This window comes from Psychrobacter sp. SZ93C1 (genome assembly GCF_015864635.1).
GTDB classification, from domain to species: domain Bacteria; phylum Pseudomonadota; class Gammaproteobacteria; order Pseudomonadales; family Moraxellaceae; genus Psychrobacter; species Psychrobacter fozii.
Window position 1 is genome coordinate 1 of sequence record NZ_JADYWY010000015.1, and the last position, 17678, is coordinate 17678.

The 17678-nt window shown below is 39.6% G+C and carries 16 protein-coding genes and 1 rRNA gene; 12 read left to right on the top strand and 5 right to left on the bottom strand.

The genetic code is table 11. The features are described from left to right. Window positions 1-58 precede the first annotated feature (58 nt). The 6 genes from I6E83_RS14400 to I6E83_RS14425 all read left to right on the top strand — a co-directional run bounded on the left by I6E83_RS14400 (window position 59) and on the right by I6E83_RS14425 (window position 3925). Complete coding sequence (locus tag I6E83_RS14400; RefSeq protein WP_197102915.1) at window positions 59-406, top strand: hypothetical protein; 348 nt, start codon at window positions 59-61, stop codon at window positions 404-406. Between the two features lie 86 nt (window positions 407-492). After that, window positions 493-1134: a glutathione S-transferase family protein gene (locus I6E83_RS14405; RefSeq protein WP_197102917.1), complete on the top strand. Its 642-nt coding sequence runs from the start codon at window positions 493-495 to the stop codon at window positions 1132-1134. Window positions 1135-1410: 276 nt separating this feature from the next. Beyond that, window positions 1411-1525, top strand: a 5S ribosomal RNA gene (rrf, locus tag I6E83_RS14410). Between the two features lie 183 nt (window positions 1526-1708). Continuing rightward, window positions 1709-2101 (top strand): TIR domain-containing protein, encoded by a 393-nt coding sequence (locus tag I6E83_RS14415; protein ID WP_197102919.1) that lies wholly within the window; start codon window positions 1709-1711, stop codon window positions 2099-2101. Window positions 2102-2113: 12 nt separating this feature from the next. After that, window positions 2114-2986 carry a DUF4231 domain-containing protein gene (locus I6E83_RS14420; RefSeq protein ID WP_197102921.1) on the top strand — a complete coding sequence of 291 codons (873 nt, stop codon included), beginning with the start codon at window positions 2114-2116 and terminating at the stop codon, window positions 2984-2986. A 90-nt stretch (window positions 2987-3076) separates the two neighbouring features. Further along, window positions 3077-3925, top strand: a complete 849-nt coding sequence (locus I6E83_RS14425; protein ID WP_197102923.1) for a TIR domain-containing protein — start codon at window positions 3077-3079, stop codon at window positions 3923-3925. Between the two features lie 77 nt (window positions 3926-4002). Here I6E83_RS14425 and I6E83_RS14430 read toward each other — a convergent pair whose 3' ends face one another. Continuing rightward, on the bottom strand, window positions 4003-4263 hold the full coding sequence (locus I6E83_RS14430) for a DUF1289 domain-containing protein (RefSeq protein ID WP_197102925.1): 261 nt from the start codon (window positions 4261-4263) through the stop codon (window positions 4003-4005). Window positions 4264-4461: 198 nt separating this feature from the next. On the opposite strand from I6E83_RS14430, the gene I6E83_RS14435 reads away from it, so the two are divergent. The 3 genes from I6E83_RS14435 (at window position 4462) to I6E83_RS14445 (ending at window position 7984) form a co-directional block, all read left to right on the top strand. After that, the gene (locus I6E83_RS14435; protein ID WP_197102927.1) at window positions 4462-5115 is read left to right on the top strand and encodes a YqiA/YcfP family alpha/beta fold hydrolase; all 654 of its coding nucleotides are present in this window, start codon (window positions 4462-4464) and stop codon (window positions 5113-5115) included. 127 nt (window positions 5116-5242) lie between these two features. Further along, complete coding sequence (gene parE, locus I6E83_RS14440; protein WP_197102929.1) at window positions 5243-7129, top strand: DNA topoisomerase IV subunit B; 1887 nt, start codon at window positions 5243-5245, stop codon at window positions 7127-7129. A 165-nt stretch (window positions 7130-7294) separates the two neighbouring features. Then, window positions 7295-7984 carry a lysophospholipid acyltransferase family protein gene (locus tag I6E83_RS14445; protein WP_227680968.1) on the top strand — a complete coding sequence of 230 codons (690 nt, stop codon included), beginning with the start codon at window positions 7295-7297 and terminating at the stop codon, window positions 7982-7984. A gap of 115 nt (window positions 7985-8099) precedes the next feature. On the opposite strand, the gene I6E83_RS14450 is transcribed toward I6E83_RS14445, so the two are convergent. Continuing rightward, window positions 8100-8768, bottom strand: coding sequence for an SDR family NAD(P)-dependent oxidoreductase (locus I6E83_RS14450; RefSeq protein WP_197102933.1), 669 nt, complete (start codon window positions 8766-8768; stop codon window positions 8100-8102). Between the two features lie 327 nt (window positions 8769-9095). Here I6E83_RS14450 and I6E83_RS14455 point away from each other — a divergent pair, with 327 nt between their 5' ends. After that, a complete protein-coding gene (locus I6E83_RS14455; RefSeq protein ID WP_320158396.1) occupies window positions 9096-10562 on the top strand; it encodes a hypothetical protein in 1467 nt (488 codons plus the stop codon). Between the two features lie 134 nt (window positions 10563-10696). Here I6E83_RS14455 and I6E83_RS14460 read toward each other — a convergent pair whose 3' ends face one another. Beyond that, window positions 10697-12367: a mechanosensitive ion channel gene (locus tag I6E83_RS14460; protein ID WP_197102935.1), complete on the bottom strand. Its 1671-nt coding sequence runs from the start codon at window positions 12365-12367 to the stop codon at window positions 10697-10699. A gap of 461 nt (window positions 12368-12828) precedes the next feature. Between I6E83_RS14460 and I6E83_RS14465 the strand changes: the two genes are divergently transcribed. After that, entirely contained in the window at window positions 12829-13560 is a 732-nt protein-coding gene (locus I6E83_RS14465; protein WP_197102937.1) for an FKBP-type peptidyl-prolyl cis-trans isomerase, read from the top strand. Between the two features lie 367 nt (window positions 13561-13927). Here the strand turns inward: I6E83_RS14465 and argA are convergent, their stop codons facing one another. Then, a complete protein-coding gene (argA, locus tag I6E83_RS14470; protein WP_197102939.1) occupies window positions 13928-15250 on the bottom strand; it encodes an amino-acid N-acetyltransferase in 1323 nt (440 codons plus the stop codon). 523 nt (window positions 15251-15773) lie between these two features. Here argA and I6E83_RS14475 point away from each other — a divergent pair. After that, the gene (locus I6E83_RS14475; RefSeq protein ID WP_197102941.1) at window positions 15774-16358 is read left to right on the top strand and encodes a hypothetical protein; all 585 of its coding nucleotides are present in this window, start codon (window positions 15774-15776) and stop codon (window positions 16356-16358) included. 159 nt (window positions 16359-16517) lie between these two features. Here I6E83_RS14475 and I6E83_RS14480 read toward each other — a convergent pair whose 3' ends face one another. Next, window positions 16518-17507: a patatin-like phospholipase family protein gene (locus I6E83_RS14480; protein ID WP_197102943.1), complete on the bottom strand. Its 990-nt coding sequence runs from the start codon at window positions 17505-17507 to the stop codon at window positions 16518-16520. Between the last annotated feature and the right edge of the window lie 171 nt (window positions 17508-17678).

The window sequence follows — 17678 nt, forward strand, 5'->3', positions numbered from 1 at the left end:
TTGGGATAAAGTGCTGTGTGCTATTATTTATAACTACTATCACATTTCGGAGTAAGTCATGGGCGTTTCCATCTACTATACAGCTGAGCGTACGACACTTTTAACGGAGCAAGAGCAAGAAGAGGTTGCATCAATCATTGATAAATATAATGACAATTTTGAGCACACAGAAGATGCTGAGTCTTTTGATCTTTACGCCTATGATGATAGTGAGTCAGAGGTAATATTAGCAGGTGCCACGAAAATATCTTCTAGCATGGATGTTGAGGATCTTATATATACGCTTGGTCATTGGCTAGAATGTTTGACTGATATCCGTCTTGCGGTGATTGATGCAGATTGGCATGTGCACTTAGACGATACTGATGCAGTTTGGGTAGATGATAAATGGCAGATGGAAGAATAACTTATTAGTATCAGGTAGAGTGTGCCGTTCATTGTTAAGATGATCAGCTCTGATAAGTCTCTACTAACCTTAAGGTGAGGTTTACTTTGCTCAAGCTTTATTATTACCCAAACAATGCTAGCTTAGCACCACATTTTCTACTTCATCATGTAAAAGTAGATTACGAGTTAGTACTTGTCGAACGAGAGAGTGAAGGTCATAAATCTGCCGACTATCTGAAACTGAACCCTGCTGGACGTATTCCAACACTCGTTATTGATGACCAGCCAATTTTTGAAAGTCCTGCTATTTGCATTCATATTTGTGAATCATATTCAGAGTATGAGTTAATACCGGAAATTGGTGGCCCTAAACGACCATTGTTTTTTCAGTGGCTCACATTCTTAAACAATACATTACAAGCGGAATTGATGGTTCGTTATTATCCACATCGTCATACCAATGACGAAAGCAATATACCCAATATTATATCTGCTCAAGATGAGCGTATTGCAGATGCCTTGTCTATAATTAACGATCAGCTAGATGGTAATGAGTTTTTGCTCGGTGAAAAACTATCGGCATGTGACTATTTCTTATTTATGTTGGCAGAGTGGTCATTGCTATTAGAGAAGTCACCGATGGATTATACAAACTTGGCAATGTATCTAAATCGATTAAGTGAAAACCCTAGTGTAAAGGCGGTATGTGAATTTGAAGATATAGACCTGAGGCCATTCAAAATATAGTCATGATAGGTTGGTTGAATGAGGCTTTATTCTTCAGGAGTTAGATACGAATATAGACTCTTTAGCTTTATATCTGACTTTTTAGGTCTTCTTGCTGCTATTTATCAGTTGAGACAAAATTTTTACAGAAGAGAATGATATTTGAAGATTCAATAAAGAAAGAATATTTCGATATCACCTTTAACCTTGATTCAGTTAGGTTATAAGTTGATAGGCCGTAAACTAAACATTTACTGTTAAACAATAAAAACAACAGACTCATATCTAGCCCCCTTTGCTGACGACAATAGCACGATGACCCCACCTGATCCCTTCCCGAACTCAGAAGTGAAACATCGTTGCGCCAATGGTAGTGTGGATTCGTCCATGTGAGAGTAGGTCATCGTCAGCTCTCTATTCCTAGAAAACCCCCTTAACTTAATTGTTAAGGGGGTTTTGTTTCGTGCGTGGTTTTTAAGCTGTTGGTGGTACGGTCAATATAACTCTGACCCTACTTTACTACCAACAAGTGTGTAATGGTGTATGATGTTATCTTATTTTCCGTATTAAAATTTTTTTAAAAGGAATCAGGTATATGTCTAACGTAGTATTCTTTAGTTTTAAAGAAGAAGATCGTGGTGTAGTACTAACTATCAAAGGTCGTGCTGTAAATCCTCGTTATACATCTTTGGACTTTCGAGTCCGTGATCTGTTGAAAAGGTGGAAAACTGAAGATGAAGCTGTAATAAAACAAGCAATATCTAAGAGTTTAACTGGTACATCAAGAACTATAGTATTTGTCGGAGATGATACTTGGAAGAGTTACTGGGTACCTCATGAAGTTGAAATGTCTCTTCAGCGAGGAAAGCAAGTTTATGCAATTCGTCTTAATGGAGTTCAGGGTGCGATTCCTAAGTGTCTAACTGAAAATGGAATTATAGTATATGCTTGGAGTGAAGCTAATTTGCAAGCGTTGGCATCAGTTTAAAGAGTCTAGACTATGGAACAAAAAGATTACCCTGGTCTCTATAGAGCAGCAGATAACGCATCAATCTCAGCACAGAATGCCTACTTACGATCCGTGCAATTTCATATTTTTACATTAATTTTAGGTGCTATTCTTGCAATAAATCCATTACCCAACACTACATATTCATTGATTAATGCATTTGTATTTTTAGTTGCTTTAGGTGTATCAATTTTTATAGCCTCTAAAAGATATGAACGTGGTTGGTATAGTGCAAGAGCAGTGGCAGAATCGGTAAAAACTGCAACTTGGCGCTACATGATGCGTGCAGAACCGTTTTTAGATGCTCATTCAGTTTATGAAGTCAATGCAGTTTTTAGAAATATGCTTCGGGGTATACTTACCTCGAATAACCAAATTGGTGATTTGTTAAATGGTGATGATTGTGCTTACGAGCAAATAACACCAGAGATGAAAAGTACAAGAGCCTATGATATTGACCATCGAAAGAATTTTTATCTTTTAACTCGTATTGATGAGCAAAGAAAATGGTATGCAAAAAAATCTAAGCATAACAAGAAGAGAAGTTTACAGTTTTTCATTCTTCTAGTTTTGCTACAATCAATAGCTATTGCTTTTGTACTTTTGCGAATTTCATTTCCCGAATGGAAGATTTGGCCAACTGAGGTTTTTGTAGTAGCTGCGGGTACTGTAACAACTTGGATTCAACTTAAAAGATTTCAGGAAATTGCAACGGCTTATGCTCTTACTGCACACGAAATAGGAATTATCAGGACAAAATTAGATGAGGCTAATTCGGATGAGTTATTTTCAGATTTTGTACGTGATGCAGAAAACGCTTTTTCTCGTGAACATACGCAGTGGATAGCCAAAGTAGAAAAATAGCAATAGCGATATATTCTAATAGGTATTCCGCAGACTAGTACAAATTTTATAAAAATTATTTTTTTAAATATTATTTAGAGTTTTTATTATATGAAAGTATTTATTAGTTGGTCTGGTGATACTAGTAAGAGCATAGCAGAAGCAATTCGAGAATGGCTTCCTACAATATTGCAAACTGTGAAACCTTATTTCACGCCAAGCGATATTGAAAAAGGTACACGCTGGTCATCTGATGTCGCAGATGAGCTTAATAACTCTACGGCTGGTATATTCTGCGTTACGAGAGAAAACTTAAATAGTCAGTGGTTGATGTTTGAGGCTGGAGCAATCTCTAAAAAAGTTGATCAGTCACTAGTTTGTCCTATTCTAATTGGCTTAGATAACTCGGACATTAATGGACCTCTAACACAGTTTCAGACAACGTTATTTGAAAAAAGTGACTTTAGGCGATTAGTATCGGACTTAAACAAAGCAAATAAATCTAATATCTTAGAAGAAAATGTTCTTCATAAAGTTTTTGAAAAATTTTGGCCAGAATTTGAAGAAAAAGTTAAAAGTATTATGGAAAAAAGTTCTTTAAAAAGTAATAATCTGAATGATATCCGTTCAGATCGAGAACTTCTCGAAGAAGTGCTCAATTTATCAAGAGCACTAGCAATAGAAAAATCTGGCGGATTTAAAGCTAATGAGGAATTAAATAAACTCATATCAAATTTCCTTTCGGCATTTGATGCTATATTTGATATGGATTGGGAGCATACAAAGGGATGTTTAGTTGATAGTGAATTCTTTATTTCCTCAAATGGCACATTTATCAATCCTAATGTTTATGATGAGGGGAACAATTGGGGGAATAGACCTTTTCTTCTAAATTCTTATAGAGAGTTAATAACTTATATCGAGAAACATGATGTCAATATTAAGATAGGTCACTTCTAGAACTAACCAAGTAATGAATCAGTAATAGTAATTATCATATGATAAACGTTCTTTTTTAAATCAATTTCAAGTACTTTCTAAAACAACTCACCCATCTCAATGTCTTCTTCAAAATTAAATCCTAATTGTTCGCCTTTGCGTTGCTTCATCTGTTCGATGCGCAGCTTACGTCCAGAGACTAATCGTAGCACCTCGCGACGCTGCTCTGTCGTCATATCATGCCATAATTGACGCTCGGTCCGACTACGCAAGCAGCCAAAGCAATAGCCTTTTTTATTGCTTTGACATACACCAATGCATGGATTGGCAATCTCGAACAGTTCAAACTGCTGATTCATGGCGACTCCATTGCTATTACCGTTATTCCTTTAACTTGCCTAATTTATTGTCTAGCTTCATTGTAAAAGATTATTATGTCGCAAATGCTGAATAATAGTGTGCCATTTTATTGTTATAATTTTTGTTTAGCGGGTGCTATGCTTAGCTTTAATGGCTACATAAGTTAATCATAACAAAATTAATAAGTGAGATTGTAAGTGAACATTATTTATATTCATGGGTTGGATAGTGACGCTAACTCTACTAAAGGATTATTGTTAGAGAAATACTGTCAGCAGCATCATCCTGATATTAACGTATTGCGTCCTGATTTGAATAAAACGCCTGACGAAGTCTTCAGGCAAATACTATTATTAATTAAGAGTCTAAATAACAACAATATTGAAAATAAGCATATTGAACCTTTAAATACGGTATTGATCGGTAGTTCATTGGGTGGCTATTTCTCTACTTTGGTGAGTAATCATATAGGTTGTGCTGCTTTGTTATTAAACCCCAGTATTCAGCCACATATTACCTTGCAGCGGTTCTCTAAAGATTCGACTTTAAATAACGGTACTAAAGATTATGATTTAAGAGGAAATGTTGTCCACTCGACAGCTGGTGGCTGGGATATTACCAAGGCAGATTTGCAATGGTTTGAAGCGCATCAACTATCAGCCGTTAATTATCCTAATAAGATTTCGGTACTTATTAAAGAAGGCGATGAGCTGCTAAACCCTGAGATGTCCAAGCAATTTTATGAAGAGCAGGGCGCGATGGTAACGGTACAAGCTGGTGGTGATCATCGGTTTAGTGATTTTGGTGAGCAATTACCAGTGGTGATTGATACGTTAAAGCAATTGCTATAGGCTCAAATTAAACTTAAATAGACGACATTATATGACGTGAGCGACTGACTATTGACGTTACTGTCGCTATTTTTCGTTATAATGGCTTAATAGAATTAATCGCACATGAATAATTAAGGATGCATTTGTGAGTCAATATAATGCGCAATCGTTAGAAGTTTTAGAAGGACTTGAGCCAGTACGCCGTCGCCCAGGAATGTATACCGATACCACGCGCCCTAACCATTTGGCACAAGAGGTTGTCGATAACTCAGTTGATGAAGCATTGGCTGGTCATGCAAAGACTATCAAGGTTCAGTTGTATAGTGATGGGTCATTGTCCGTCGAAGATGACGGTCGCGGTATGCCGACCGATATCCATCCAGAGTTTAATCAATCAGGTATTGAGCTAATTTTAACCCGTTTACATGCCGGTGGTAAATTTTCGACCTCCAATTATGAGGTTTCAGGTGGTCTGCATGGCGTGGGTATCTCTGTCGTCAATGCCCTATCAACACGGGTCGAAGTCACGGTATGGCGTGATAGCACACAGTTTGATATGACGTTTGAAAATGGTGCTCCAGTAACGCCTTTGACTGAAGCTGTCAGCTCGAACAAGCGTAAGCGCGGTACTAAAGTACATTTTTGGGCCGATGGTAGTTTCTTTGATTCGCCGAAATTCAATGTTAAACAGCTCAAGCATAACTTGAAGGCTAAGGCAGTTTTGGCAGCTGGGCTAACGATTGAGTTTACTGATGAGATCAATAATGAAAAAGTCGTGTGGCAATTTACCGATGGTGTGGTTGAGTATTTAAATGAACAATTAGATGGTCTTGAGACCTTGCCTGAAGCACCTTTCTATTATAACTATGAGGCAAAAAGTGGCGAGCGGGCAGGTATTACTTTTGCGTTGTCTTGGTTGCCTGATGGTGGTACACCGATTCAAGAAAGCTATGTAAACCTTATTCCGACGGCTCAGGGTGGTACACACGTCAATGGATTGCGCACTGGTATTTTGGAAGCCTTGCGTGAGTTTTGTGATATTCATAACTTATTGCCACGTAGTGTAAAACTGACAGCAGAAGATGTATGGGATGGGGTGAATTATATCCTATCACTTAAGTTTTCTGAGCCGCAGTTCTCTGGTCAAACCAAGGAGCGTTTATCTAGTCGCGAAGCTGCTGGAGCGGTTCAGACCTTGGCGAAAGATGCTTTTAGTTTATGGCTAAACCAAAATGCAGACATGGGTACTCAAATTGCAGAGTTGGCTATCAATAAGGCAGGTCGCCGTCTTAAATCTGCTAAAAAAGTTGCTCGTAAAAAAATAACGCAAGGGCCTGCATTGCCGGGTAAGTTGGCAGATTGTCGCGGTGATTTGCGTGATGGGGCAGAGCTATTCTTGGTAGAAGGAGACTCTGCTGGTGGTAGTGCCAAGCAAGCTCGAGATCGTCATTATCAAGCGATATTACCGCTGCGTGGAAAGATTCTAAACACGTGGGAAGTATCATCAGATACGGTACTTTCAAGCCAAGAGATTCATGATATCGCGATTGCTATCGGTGTCGATCCTGCTTCTGATGATTTATCTGAGCTGCGTTACGACAAAGTATGTATCTTAGCGGATGCTGACTCTGATGGTTTGCATATTGCGACATTGATTTGCGCTTTGTTTGTGAAGCATTTCCCTGCATTGGTTGATGCGGGTCATTTGTTTGTGGCGATGCCGCCATTGTACCGAGTGGATGTCGGTAAAGAGGTGCATTATGCACTAGATGAGCCAGAGCTCGCTCATATCTTAGCCAATGTGCCGGGCAATAAAAAAGCGCAAATTACCCGCTTTAAAGGATTGGGTGAGATGAGTGCGGAGCAGTTACGTGAGACCACCATGAACCGTGATACTCGACGTTTGGTTCAATTGGATATGGACGATATGGTGCTTACTAATAGTGTCATGGATATGTTGCTCGCAAAAAAACGTGCATCTGATCGCAAGTCATGGCTTGAGAACAAAGGCAATTTGGCTAATATTCCATAAATGCCTTTGTTAGTTTGCTCGCTATAATAGTACTTATTTATAGACATCTCATGAATGCTAATTTATAAATAGAGGGTTTATTAGGCAATAAAAGCTTATAAAACGCAACTTAGTCGCATAAGCTTAATGCTATTATATAAGTATCTTTTATTATATGGTGCCATCATGACATCAAAGTTTTCTAATCGTTCTAAAGCTTCTTCGTTTAAGCGATCTAAGATTTTACCCAAGCTCAGTAGAGCGCAGCTCGGTGACTTAGTTCCAAGACGTGGTAATAAAATTGCACCTTTCATTGCGTCAACCATGCTAAAAGCATCGGGATGGACTACCGTTGGTGAGATACCAAATATTTCGCAGGCGGTGGTATTAGCGCTACCGCATACCTCTAATGTCGATGGTGTGTATGCGATACCCAGTCTATTTGCACTAGATCTGCAAATTAGTATTATGGGTAAGCATACGCTATTCAAAGTACCAGTCCTTGCGCAACTACTACGCTGGATGGGCATTATCCCTATTGATCGCGATAACAAGGGTTCGGTGCTGCAATCAAGTATTGATAAGTTCAAAACGGGTGAGCCACTGTTTTTAGGGTTGTCACCAGAGGGTACGCGCCAATACACTGAGAGTTGGAAAACAGGGTTTTATTATTTAGCGTTGGGCGCTGGTGTACCGATTTTACCAGTTGCTATGGATTACAATACCAAAGAGATACGCTTTATGTCTCTGGTCTATCCTAGTGGAGATATCGATGCTGACTTGCCAAAAATCTATGAGCAGTATGAAGGTGTGATTCCAAGATATCCTGAGCGTCTATCGCAGCCTCTACAAGACGTGAATGACTCAGCTAGTTAAAAAACCTTAAAGCCGTGATTATAATAGCTCTTATTCAAAAACCCCCTGATATACATATATCAGGGGGTTTTTCTCTGTAAACATTAAGAGTGTTTTCTAAGATTTCTTAATTGGTCTAATTTGTGAAGGTGCTAACCCCGCCATCGACAGGTAAGTTCAAACCCGTAATAATAGCCGCGTCATCGCTGGCTAGAAACATCACAGCCGCTGTAACATCAAAAGGAGTGGCTGTTTTTCCCAGTGGAGAGTGAGTAACAAATGGATTTGAACTGACATCTGTTGTGACGAACCCAGCAGTGACCGCATTGATACGCACATTGTTTGGTATATTTTCTAATGCCAGTTTTTTGGTAAGTTCAGTCAGGTTGCTTTGTTCCGCTTTATACGTGTCAATACTCCAGTCCGCTGATAGATCAGTCAGTGCTGATATATTAACGATATTACCTTTTGTTTTTATTAGCTCTGGAATGACTGACTGATGAATGCCGACAGCAGTGTCTATATTGACCATGACATCAATATGATTATACTTCTCGAGTACATGCTCTACTAATCTTGCCGTTTGAGTTGGATCGTTAATATCACTGGTTACGGTAAGGTGGTTACCTGTGTTGATCCATGTATGGTCTTGTGGCAGATCTTCGTAGATGTATCCTAAGATATCAGAATTAATACCAACAATGATACAGTTAGCCCCTTCTTGTGCGAATCGCAGCGCGGTTGCCCGACCGATATCTGAATCTGCGCCTGTTATGATGACAGTCTTTTCTTTGAAGCGCTTCATATTGTTCAATCCTTGTTATTATATGAGAATAATTAAATAAGTTTGATGAATGTAGAGTTTGCCCACTATAAAGTCATTAAGTCGCTGAACTGGCTAACCTTAATAATATAGCGCTTGTGCTATGTTTTCTTATATCAGTATTATTTTGACTCTATAAGATAGGTATTCTCTAAGGCAGTCTATATATACAAATTCGTGTATAAGTGATGCTACTTTGATATCATCATAACAATTCAGCACTGTGAAAGCGACTGTGTTTCATCGTGCTAATCAGCAAAAATAACATACCATACAATATACCCCTTCAATAATAAAAGGTCAGAACTTGTGTCCCATTCGATTACGACAATGCCCGATTGGGGCTATCTTACTACCGAGCTGGTCTGTTACTTACAAGCAGATTCTACTGCAGTCGCTTTAGCTGGCATGCATATGATTGAGCATGACTATAATGCTCAGTATATCGCTCGTCACTATCAATATCAGTTGCCACTTGGCAAGCTACAGCTGCTTGAGCTAACCCTATACTTACCATTTGATACGGGATCAGCTAATGTTGAGGCTGTACGTATGATCGCAGTAAAGTCTGCGCTTGCATGGTACAAAACATCACTGTCTCAAGATGAAGATAATGATGCAGTCGGTTATGAGGCTTTGATCTTCGATATTCAACTTGTGGGGGGAGGTGATAGCTCTGCACAAAACGATAAAGATAGTGAAAAATATAACGCCCTACAGCGACTGAAACACAGTTTTGGTGCGCGTTATTTTTTAGAAGACCTAGTGGTAGATATGAGTGAAGGTCAGCAGCAGCTACAAGTATTTAGCTGGGATGATTGGTACTCGATAGCGGCAGCGGTACGCACACCATCTGAGTTATGGCGTTTTTTGTCGTATCATCTAGAGCAGCTACAGCATTCGGCCACGAGTCATATACCAAGCTTTGAATCAGAAGATTTATTGGTTGAGAAGTTCTTACAAAGTCCAGATTTATTTGCCTCTGCTATTGCAGTTGATAATGCACTCATCAAAAACGAAGCACAGGATGAGCCTAATTCAGCACTTGTAGCTATAACGCTCGCATACAAAAACCAAAGTACAACTGCGCAGATGTATCATCAGCATATGCTGCAAGCAGCAACACTATGGTCTCAGCTAAGTATGCAAATGATAGAGACGTATAGTGAAAAGCAAACAATTAATAATGACGATCAGTTAGAAGTACCGCTTGTTTACTGGCAGCAACAACTGCTAGGTGAATCTCTGTTTTCACGTCACGAACTTATCCGCACGCTATATAGACATCCCAAACAAAGCGCCTCGTTGCAGAAGGATGGCTATGTCGTACACCAACATTCTTATGAGAGTTTGGGTCGACATTATGTACTGGTGTTTTATGGTCATGAGGCTACAGGACATAATAGCAAAGCGGCTGTTCAACCAAAGTTGGCACAGATTGCAAAAGATGTTGCCACACGTTTACCAATAATTGAGCTTCATCATGTCATTGTGTTGGGTATTGATTTTATTACTGAGACTGATGAGACCTTTATCGATATTGATCTATGGATTCAGCCAGTCGATACCATGACTCAACGTGAACGTCAGCTAACCAAGCAATTGCAACGTCTCAAGCATCAAGATATTCAGCATCAGAATAGTAGCTCACAGCCAGACCAACAAACAGCTTCAAATACATCACCAATAAATAAAGATTCTAAAAAAGACAGCCAAGCGGATAGGCGACCTCAAGTACACTTAAACCTTTCCATTCCTGCGCGAAAAGATAAGTGATAAATTAAGCTCTCTACTATGTAACAGGTGATGAGCAATACAATCCACAAATGACTGTATTAAGCGCCATTAAGCGCCATAAAAAAAGACAGCCTAGGCTGTCTTTTTTATATTTGAAAATTCAGAATAACTATTTAGTTATTGTTGATATCGTCATTTAGACCGCTACCAGGCAGTAATACGTTGCCGTCATTATTGATGTCATCAGTATTAACAGGAGTCGTATTCACTACATCTGTACGTAAATCATCAGTTGACGTGCTTGTAGCTGCAGGCGTGTTTTCACGCACTGAATCAGCCACTTTTTCTTGAGTTGATGTCTCTGGCTGAAGCGCAGATTTTGCTTTGGCTTCGGTACGCTCATGATCCATCTTGTCTTGCATCTTACGTAGGAAGCGTGCTGCTGCTTCTTGACCACCAAGACCGAATGATAGGGCAAAAGCAACGGCTACTGCACCTAATGTTAGACCAAATGCTAGATTAACAATTGAATCCGCAATACCCATCGCTTTTAGACCCATGGCTAGTACTAAGCCCATGATCAATACACGTACGATATTTGCTAGGAATTGTGAACCTTGCTCAGAGCGCTCAACCACACCTGCAATAATGTTAGCAAGCCAAAACCCGATGAATAGGATAATAGCACCAAGGATGATATTAGCACCAAAGGCAATGAACATTGTAATGATAGCTGAAATAGGCTCAAAACCTAACAAGTCAGCAGCGGCAATGGCAGCAAACAGCATTGCAAAGAAAACAATCGCATAACCAACTAGGTCAGATACTTTCTTATCGCCCATGGTGTCTTGCAGGCCAACTTTGGCTGGCAATTGGTTGATTTGAGTGTTTTCGATAAGACCTTTAATGATGTTGGCAACCATGCGAATTACATAGAAAGTTACCACTAAAATGGCAGCTGCCATAAAGATATTTGGCAATGCTTCCATGATTTTATTCAGCATGTTCGTCGCAGGACGAGCAATAACTTCGATCTTTAGAGCATTTAATGCTGCAATAATAGTTGGAATGATAACCACTAAAAATGCTAATGAACCAGCAATGTTAGGTAGGCTGTTTTTTTCGCTTAAACCTGCTTTTGAAGCCAGTTCTTGCACATTAAACGTAGAAACAAGATTGGTTACGATGCCACGTACTACTTTAGCAATGATATAACCGACGACAAAGACTACAGCTGCAATTAAGATATTAGGAATAAAGCTGAAGATTTTATCAACCATATTAGTCAATGGTGCAAATAAACCATCAAGCTGTAATTGACCAAGTACCATGGTTAAAACAATCAGTAAAATGAACCAATACACCATATCAGCGATGGTACTGCTCATTGGTTTTACACCAGCTTGAGCACTTAGACGCTCGTCCATTGATGTTTTAGACAGTGCCGCATTGATGGCTGTACGTACAACGGTAGCCACAACCCAACCAATGACACCGACAGCGATAGCACCGATAAGATTAGGAATAAATGCCAACACTTGATTAATCATATTTGCGAACGGTGTCGAAATTGAGTTCAAATTCAATTGGTTCAGCGCTCCAGAGATTGCGATGATAAAAATAAACCAAAATACGATTTTGGAGATAATACCTTCCAAGTCGTAGGCTTTACCTGTTGAAGAACTCATACGTTGGTTAAGATTGATCTTAGATAGTACATTACGAACTAGGGCTGCAATACCGAGTGCAACCAACCAGCCAATGATAAATATTAAAATAGCACCGATAATGGAGCCGATAGGCCCACCAAGATAACCGTTAAAAGACGTGTACATTGGATTCATTTGATCCTCCTTTAATCATCATACAGAGGCTGCCAAACAATATCGTCAATGTGGCTGATATTGAATGTGACCAATACATAATGGTTATAATAAATAGTATTTTTCAAAATGAGCTATAGAGTGATATTCTAATTTTCGAGTCGTTAGTCTTATCAAAAAATATCTGTGTACTTTGTATTTATAACTTTATTGCTGATATTTAGATATCTTTGATAGGGTAAATACTTGACTATTTATCACCTTAACTGGTTCAGCTTAGCTGATGTGTCAGTAGATTTAAAGACAGAAAGCTTAACCTGTTACTATATTTGTGTGATAACTTGTTATTATATATATAAATATTAACACATACTGTACACTCATCCGATAATTTTATTCCAAACATGGCTCCTAAAACTAAGATTTGCTATTATAGAACCATGTGACATCTCGCCACTATTCTTACAATTTGAGAGTACTTTATGAAAAAAATCACTACTTTAAGCGTTAGTGCACTTGCTAGTGCTATGTTGTTAGTAACAGGCTGTAGCACAAATAATGGCAACCAAGAAACGGCTGCTCAAAGTGTTTCAATCACCGAACAAAGTTCAGCAAGCGAAAAGGTCGGTTACAGCTTAGGATATATGATGGCTGAAGGAAATAAAGAAGCGGTCGGTGATCTGAATCTGGACACTTTTGAAAAAGGCTTCCGTGATGGTTATGAAGGTACTGATTCAGCATTGACTCAAGAGCAAATGCAAGAAGTATTGACGACGTATCAGAAAGAGCAAGAAGAAAAGTTCGTCAAAGAGATGGAAACAAAAGCTGGAGACAACAAAACTAAAGGCGCTGCATTCTTGGTAGAGAATGCTAAAAAAGAAGGCGTAAAACAAACTGCGTCTGGCCTACAGTATAAAGTAGTAACCGCAGGTACTGGTAAATCACCAAAAGCAACTGACGTGGTTGAAGTGAACTACGAAGGTAAATTGATTGATGGCACTGTATTCGATAGCTCTTATGAGCGTGGTGAGCCAATTGAGTTCCCACTAAATCAAGTTATCGCTGGCTGGACAGAAGGTCTACAGTTGATGAAAGAAGGCGGAAAATATGAGTTCTATATTCCGTCAGACATCGCTTATGGCGAAGCTGGTAATGCTGGTATAGAACCTAACAGCACGCTAGTATTTACGGTTGAATTGTTATCAGTGAAATAATGAGTATTAGGGCGTGTCCTCAATTCAATCGATAGTTATCTAAATGGGTTAAAAATGGCTAAATCTTGCCAAACGGCGTCAAATAGCTAACTAATATCTCGATATTATCTGCGCTATTTTCCTTGTTTGACTGCAATTTATCTCATTTTTATCACCATTTTTAAAATGAGGACATGCCCTAGTAATTATTTAGTGTTAATACTTACTAATCATCATACTGAATAATAAAAAAGCCCTCTTAAATTAGAGGGTTTTTTTATGACTAGATTTTATAGCTCTTAACTGATCATAGTTTTTAACCAAGTTTTCTAACTGGTAAGTGTGTTCACTTGATCAAAGCGGTCTTAATTAGCATTCTGCTAACTTACTAAAGATTCTTTTGGAATACTTTAGAGTTGCGACCGTTATGATATTGTTCTTGGCGTGCTTCAGGCAGTGCACTTGCTTCAACTTCTGCAAAGCCTTGTTCGACAAACCAATGTGCTGTGCGAGTCGTCAACACAAACAGTTTATGTAGACCATGGCTACGTGCTTGTTGTTCCAAAAATGCTAGTAAATCAGCACCTCGGCTACCGTTACGATATTCAGGATGTACCGCAACGCATGCAATTTCTGCAGAATCCTTGTCCAATGGATAAAAGGCTGCACAGCCCAAAATCATACCATCACGCTTAATGACACTATAATGGTCAATCTCTTGTTCTAAACATTCGCGTGAGCGGCTGACCAAAATGCCTTGTTCTTCTAATGGCGATAGTAGCTCGATCAATCCTACTACGTCATCAATATTAGCACGGCGAATTTCTTCATAAGGGTCATGGCTAATCAGTGTACCAGAGCCGTCACGAGTGAAAAGCTCTTCTAGCAATGCACCATCTTTGGCATAAGAGATGATATGTGTGCGATGAACGCCTTTGCGGCACGCCAAACTTGCACAGTTTAAGAAATAATTAATTTCGCAGTTCAAATCCCGATCGCGCAAGAATCGATCGACTTCGTTTGGAATCATCTCGCGTAATAGTCGATCACCATCATTGATACCAGCTTCTTCACCCAAGAATATCAATTTGTCAGCACCAAGTGCGACAGCGGCATTGAGAGCAACGTCTTCAGCAAGTAAGTTGAAGACTTCGCCAGTTGCTGAATAGCCCATCGAACCCAAAATGACGATATGATCATGAAGTAGGTTGTTTTTGATGGCTTCAACGTCGATAGAACGGACTTCACCAGTCATTTGGTAATCAATACCATCACGAATACCGTAAGGACGCGCTGTGACAAAATTACCTGAGATAGCATCAATGCGTGAGCCATACATAGGTGAGTTTGCCAGTCCCATCGATAGTTGCGCTTCAAGTTGCAGGCGAATAGCGCCTACTGCTTGTAAAATAGAAGGCATTGCCGCTCTTGGCGTAATTCGAATGTCTTGATGCAATGGAGAGGCGATACCTGCTTCTTTTAGGTTTTTTTCGATTTGCGGTCGTGCCCCATGAACCAGTACCAACTTGATCCCTAGGCTATGCAATAGAGCAAAATCATGGATAAGCGTGCTAAAGTTGGCGTGATTGACCGCTTCACCGCCAAACATAATCACAAAAGTTTTACCACGATGTGTATTTATGTAGGGAGCAGAGTTGCGAAACCAATGAACGTATTCAGGGTTAATCTGGGGCATGGCGCTAGTAGTCATAATGGGAGCAGCAGTCGTTAGAATAAGAAAAGGTGCGTAGCAAAAAGATGCTGGCCGCTAAAGATTTACCATAGCAAAAAATGCCGTTATGAGCTATCTTTTATTTCAGTTGTGTTAATGAATCTTTATAGCTGATTGACTATATACACAACCTCAACACGGGGTTAGTGTACGTACAAATGCTTTTTGTTATGCTAAACGCTATTGCTTTACAGATAGCGAACGCAGATAATCAATAAAAACAATGAGACTCATACCATTACTTGATTGCCTGTGAATTTATAGAATGATAGATAGATTGTTCTTCATTCACTACGAATGATCCGCTATCAATAGTTATCAGGTGCGTCATAGCAGATGGGCTCAAGTCTATAAAGTAAGCTAGCGCTAAGTAAGCAGTACTCGAAATCATATATAGTTTCATATAAAGAATACGGCGATGAGTGATTGAAAATATATTAAACTCTTTTCAAGTTTTACCAATTGCGTTCTACCGATATATCAACTAGGGATAATGAAAACCATGAAAAAAAATAATCAATTTGCTAGTCCGTTTAGCGCTTGGAGCGGTCATCGCTTGTTTCACGTTGTCGCCGGCACACTCATCGGTGCGATGGTCGTCACAACACAAGCCTCGGCGATGCTGCCTACGCCAGAGCAAGCTGTAGATAGCTCAGTTGCGGTGCAAGCCAATGCCAATCAAGGTTCAAGTGCACAAGCTGTGAATAGCAAAATCACAGCATCATTGATTAGTGTTGATGCAAATGGTGAAGAGATTTTGGTTCCTGTCAATGCAAGTACGCGCCTACAGTCAGGCAATGTCCTAGAGTATCAAGGGTACTTTACCAATACCAATGCTGATCGTGTGCGTAAAATGACGGTTACCATGAGTATTCCTGATGAAGTAGAGTTAATGCGTACGGTAGCACCGGAGTTCCCGTATGGTAGTGTCGACGGTAATAATTTTGCGCGTATGCCATTGCGTACGAGAGTAGATAATCAGCTGCAAGATGTTGATATGAAATACTATAGAGCAGTACGTTGGGATATGGAAGGCGTTGGTCTTAACGACACAGTCGCAGTCAAATATCGTGCACGTGTAAAATAACTATCGTGCCCGTATAAAACGACGTCGACGTTTGAATATTAGATTTCATGTAATCATGCATTTTTCATGATTTGCGCCGTTATAAAAAGCACCATAGCTTATTGCTGTGGTGCTTTTTTATTCGAGTTTAGATTTTTAGATAGGTTGCTTATTTATCGTTCAAAGGGTTGCATACTTGCTTTCAGACTTCTGCTTTATCAACTGTTTGATTACATTGATTTGTGAATTGGTGGCTTGTGATCCAGCCGTAATGAGGGCACGGCGCTGGCTAGTATCTATTGAGCTGATGTGACTGACAGCAGGAGTGATGACAATATCTGCACCATCCCGTTCACGACGCATTGTTGCGCTATGATTGGTACTTGGCTGAGCCGCGATCGTATTTTCTAGCAATCCCCAAAAGCTGCTGAGTGAGTTGAGTTTCGGTATGCCGTTAAGCTTAGTGGCATTATTGTCACTCGCATCTGTCACATCTACTGCGATGATAATATCAGCACCCAAATCACGAGCGCTATCAACAGGTACTAGGCTAACCACACCGCCATCGATATATTTTTTACCGACTTTTTCAGGGATGCGTGGAGCGATAAAAATATTAGGAACGCTACAAGACGCCTGTACAGCAAGTCCTGCATTGCCAGTGGTAAAGACTGCTTTTTTTAGCGTGTTTTTTTCGGTAGCAATTGCTGCAAAGCGAATTGGAAAGTCTTCTATTGCGCGTTCGCCTACTTTTGCATTGATAAAGTTTTTTAGTTTGATGCCTTCAATAAACCCTTGATTGGATAAAGTGAAATCAGTCAACTCGCTATCCGTAGTCGTCAGTGCCAGTCGCTCAAGCTGTGCAGGCGTGTATCCACTTGCATATAAGCTACCAACCAAACTACCGATACTCGTGCCAACGATAAGTGTCGGTGTAATACCGTTCTCTTCTAGTGCTTTGATTACTCCCACATGAGCAAAGCCTTTAGCGCCACCACCGCCCAATACCAATGCGACACTAGGTGGTTCGATTTCAGGAACTATAGGTGTGACACTCGCTGGAGTCAGTGTGCTACAAGCACTGATGATTAGTCCTAGTGTAGTAAGTATGCCCACACGTAGTAATGATAAATGATGATTGAGGGGATGGCTGAAAGTGGGAGTAGGCATAAAAAGACCTTAGAGAGTTGTATAAGTTAGAAAACAAGGCATCAGTTATTGCTATGATATAGATGATTCATTTATGTTAAAGGGTTTGCAAACCCATACTGAGAAATCAATGTTTATAAGTCATGGATGCTCAATAGATTATTAATCTCAAAAATACGACCAATGGTGTTA

Bases quoted from the DNA above. Each gene is read 5' to 3' on its own strand.
- I6E83_RS14400 (WP_197102915.1), top strand. From the start codon at position 59: ATGGGCGTTTCCATCTACTATACAGCTGAGCGTACGACACTTTTAACG.
- I6E83_RS14415 (WP_197102919.1), top strand. From the start codon at position 1,709: ATGTCTAACGTAGTATTCTTTAGTTTTAAAGAAGAAGATCGTGGTGTA.
- I6E83_RS14420 (WP_197102921.1), top strand. From the start codon at position 2,114: ATGGAACAAAAAGATTACCCTGGTCTCTATAGAGCAGCAGATAACGCA.
- I6E83_RS14425 (WP_197102923.1), top strand. From the start codon at position 3,077: ATGAAAGTATTTATTAGTTGGTCTGGTGATACTAGTAAGAGCATAGCA.
- I6E83_RS14430 (WP_197102925.1), bottom strand. From the start codon at position 4,263: ATGAATCAGCAGTTTGAACTGTTCGAGATTGCCAATCCATGCATTGGT.
- I6E83_RS14445 (WP_227680968.1), top strand. From the start codon at position 7,295: ATGACATCAAAGTTTTCTAATCGTTCTAAAGCTTCTTCGTTTAAGCGA.
- I6E83_RS14450 (WP_197102933.1), bottom strand. From the start codon at position 8,768: ATGAAGCGCTTCAAAGAAAAGACTGTCATCATAACAGGCGCAGATTCA.
- I6E83_RS14460 (WP_197102935.1), bottom strand. From the start codon at position 12,367: ATGAATCCAATGTACACGTCTTTTAACGGTTATCTTGGTGGGCCTATC.
- I6E83_RS14465 (WP_197102937.1), top strand. From the start codon at position 12,829: ATGAAAAAAATCACTACTTTAAGCGTTAGTGCACTTGCTAGTGCTATG.
- argA (WP_197102939.1), bottom strand. From the start codon at position 15,250: ATGACTACTAGCGCCATGCCCCAGATTAACCCTGAATACGTTCATTGG.
- I6E83_RS14475 (WP_197102941.1), top strand. From the start codon at position 15,774: ATGAAAAAAAATAATCAATTTGCTAGTCCGTTTAGCGCTTGGAGCGGT.
- I6E83_RS14480 (WP_197102943.1), bottom strand. From the start codon at position 17,507: ATGCCTACTCCCACTTTCAGCCATCCCCTCAATCATCATTTATCATTA.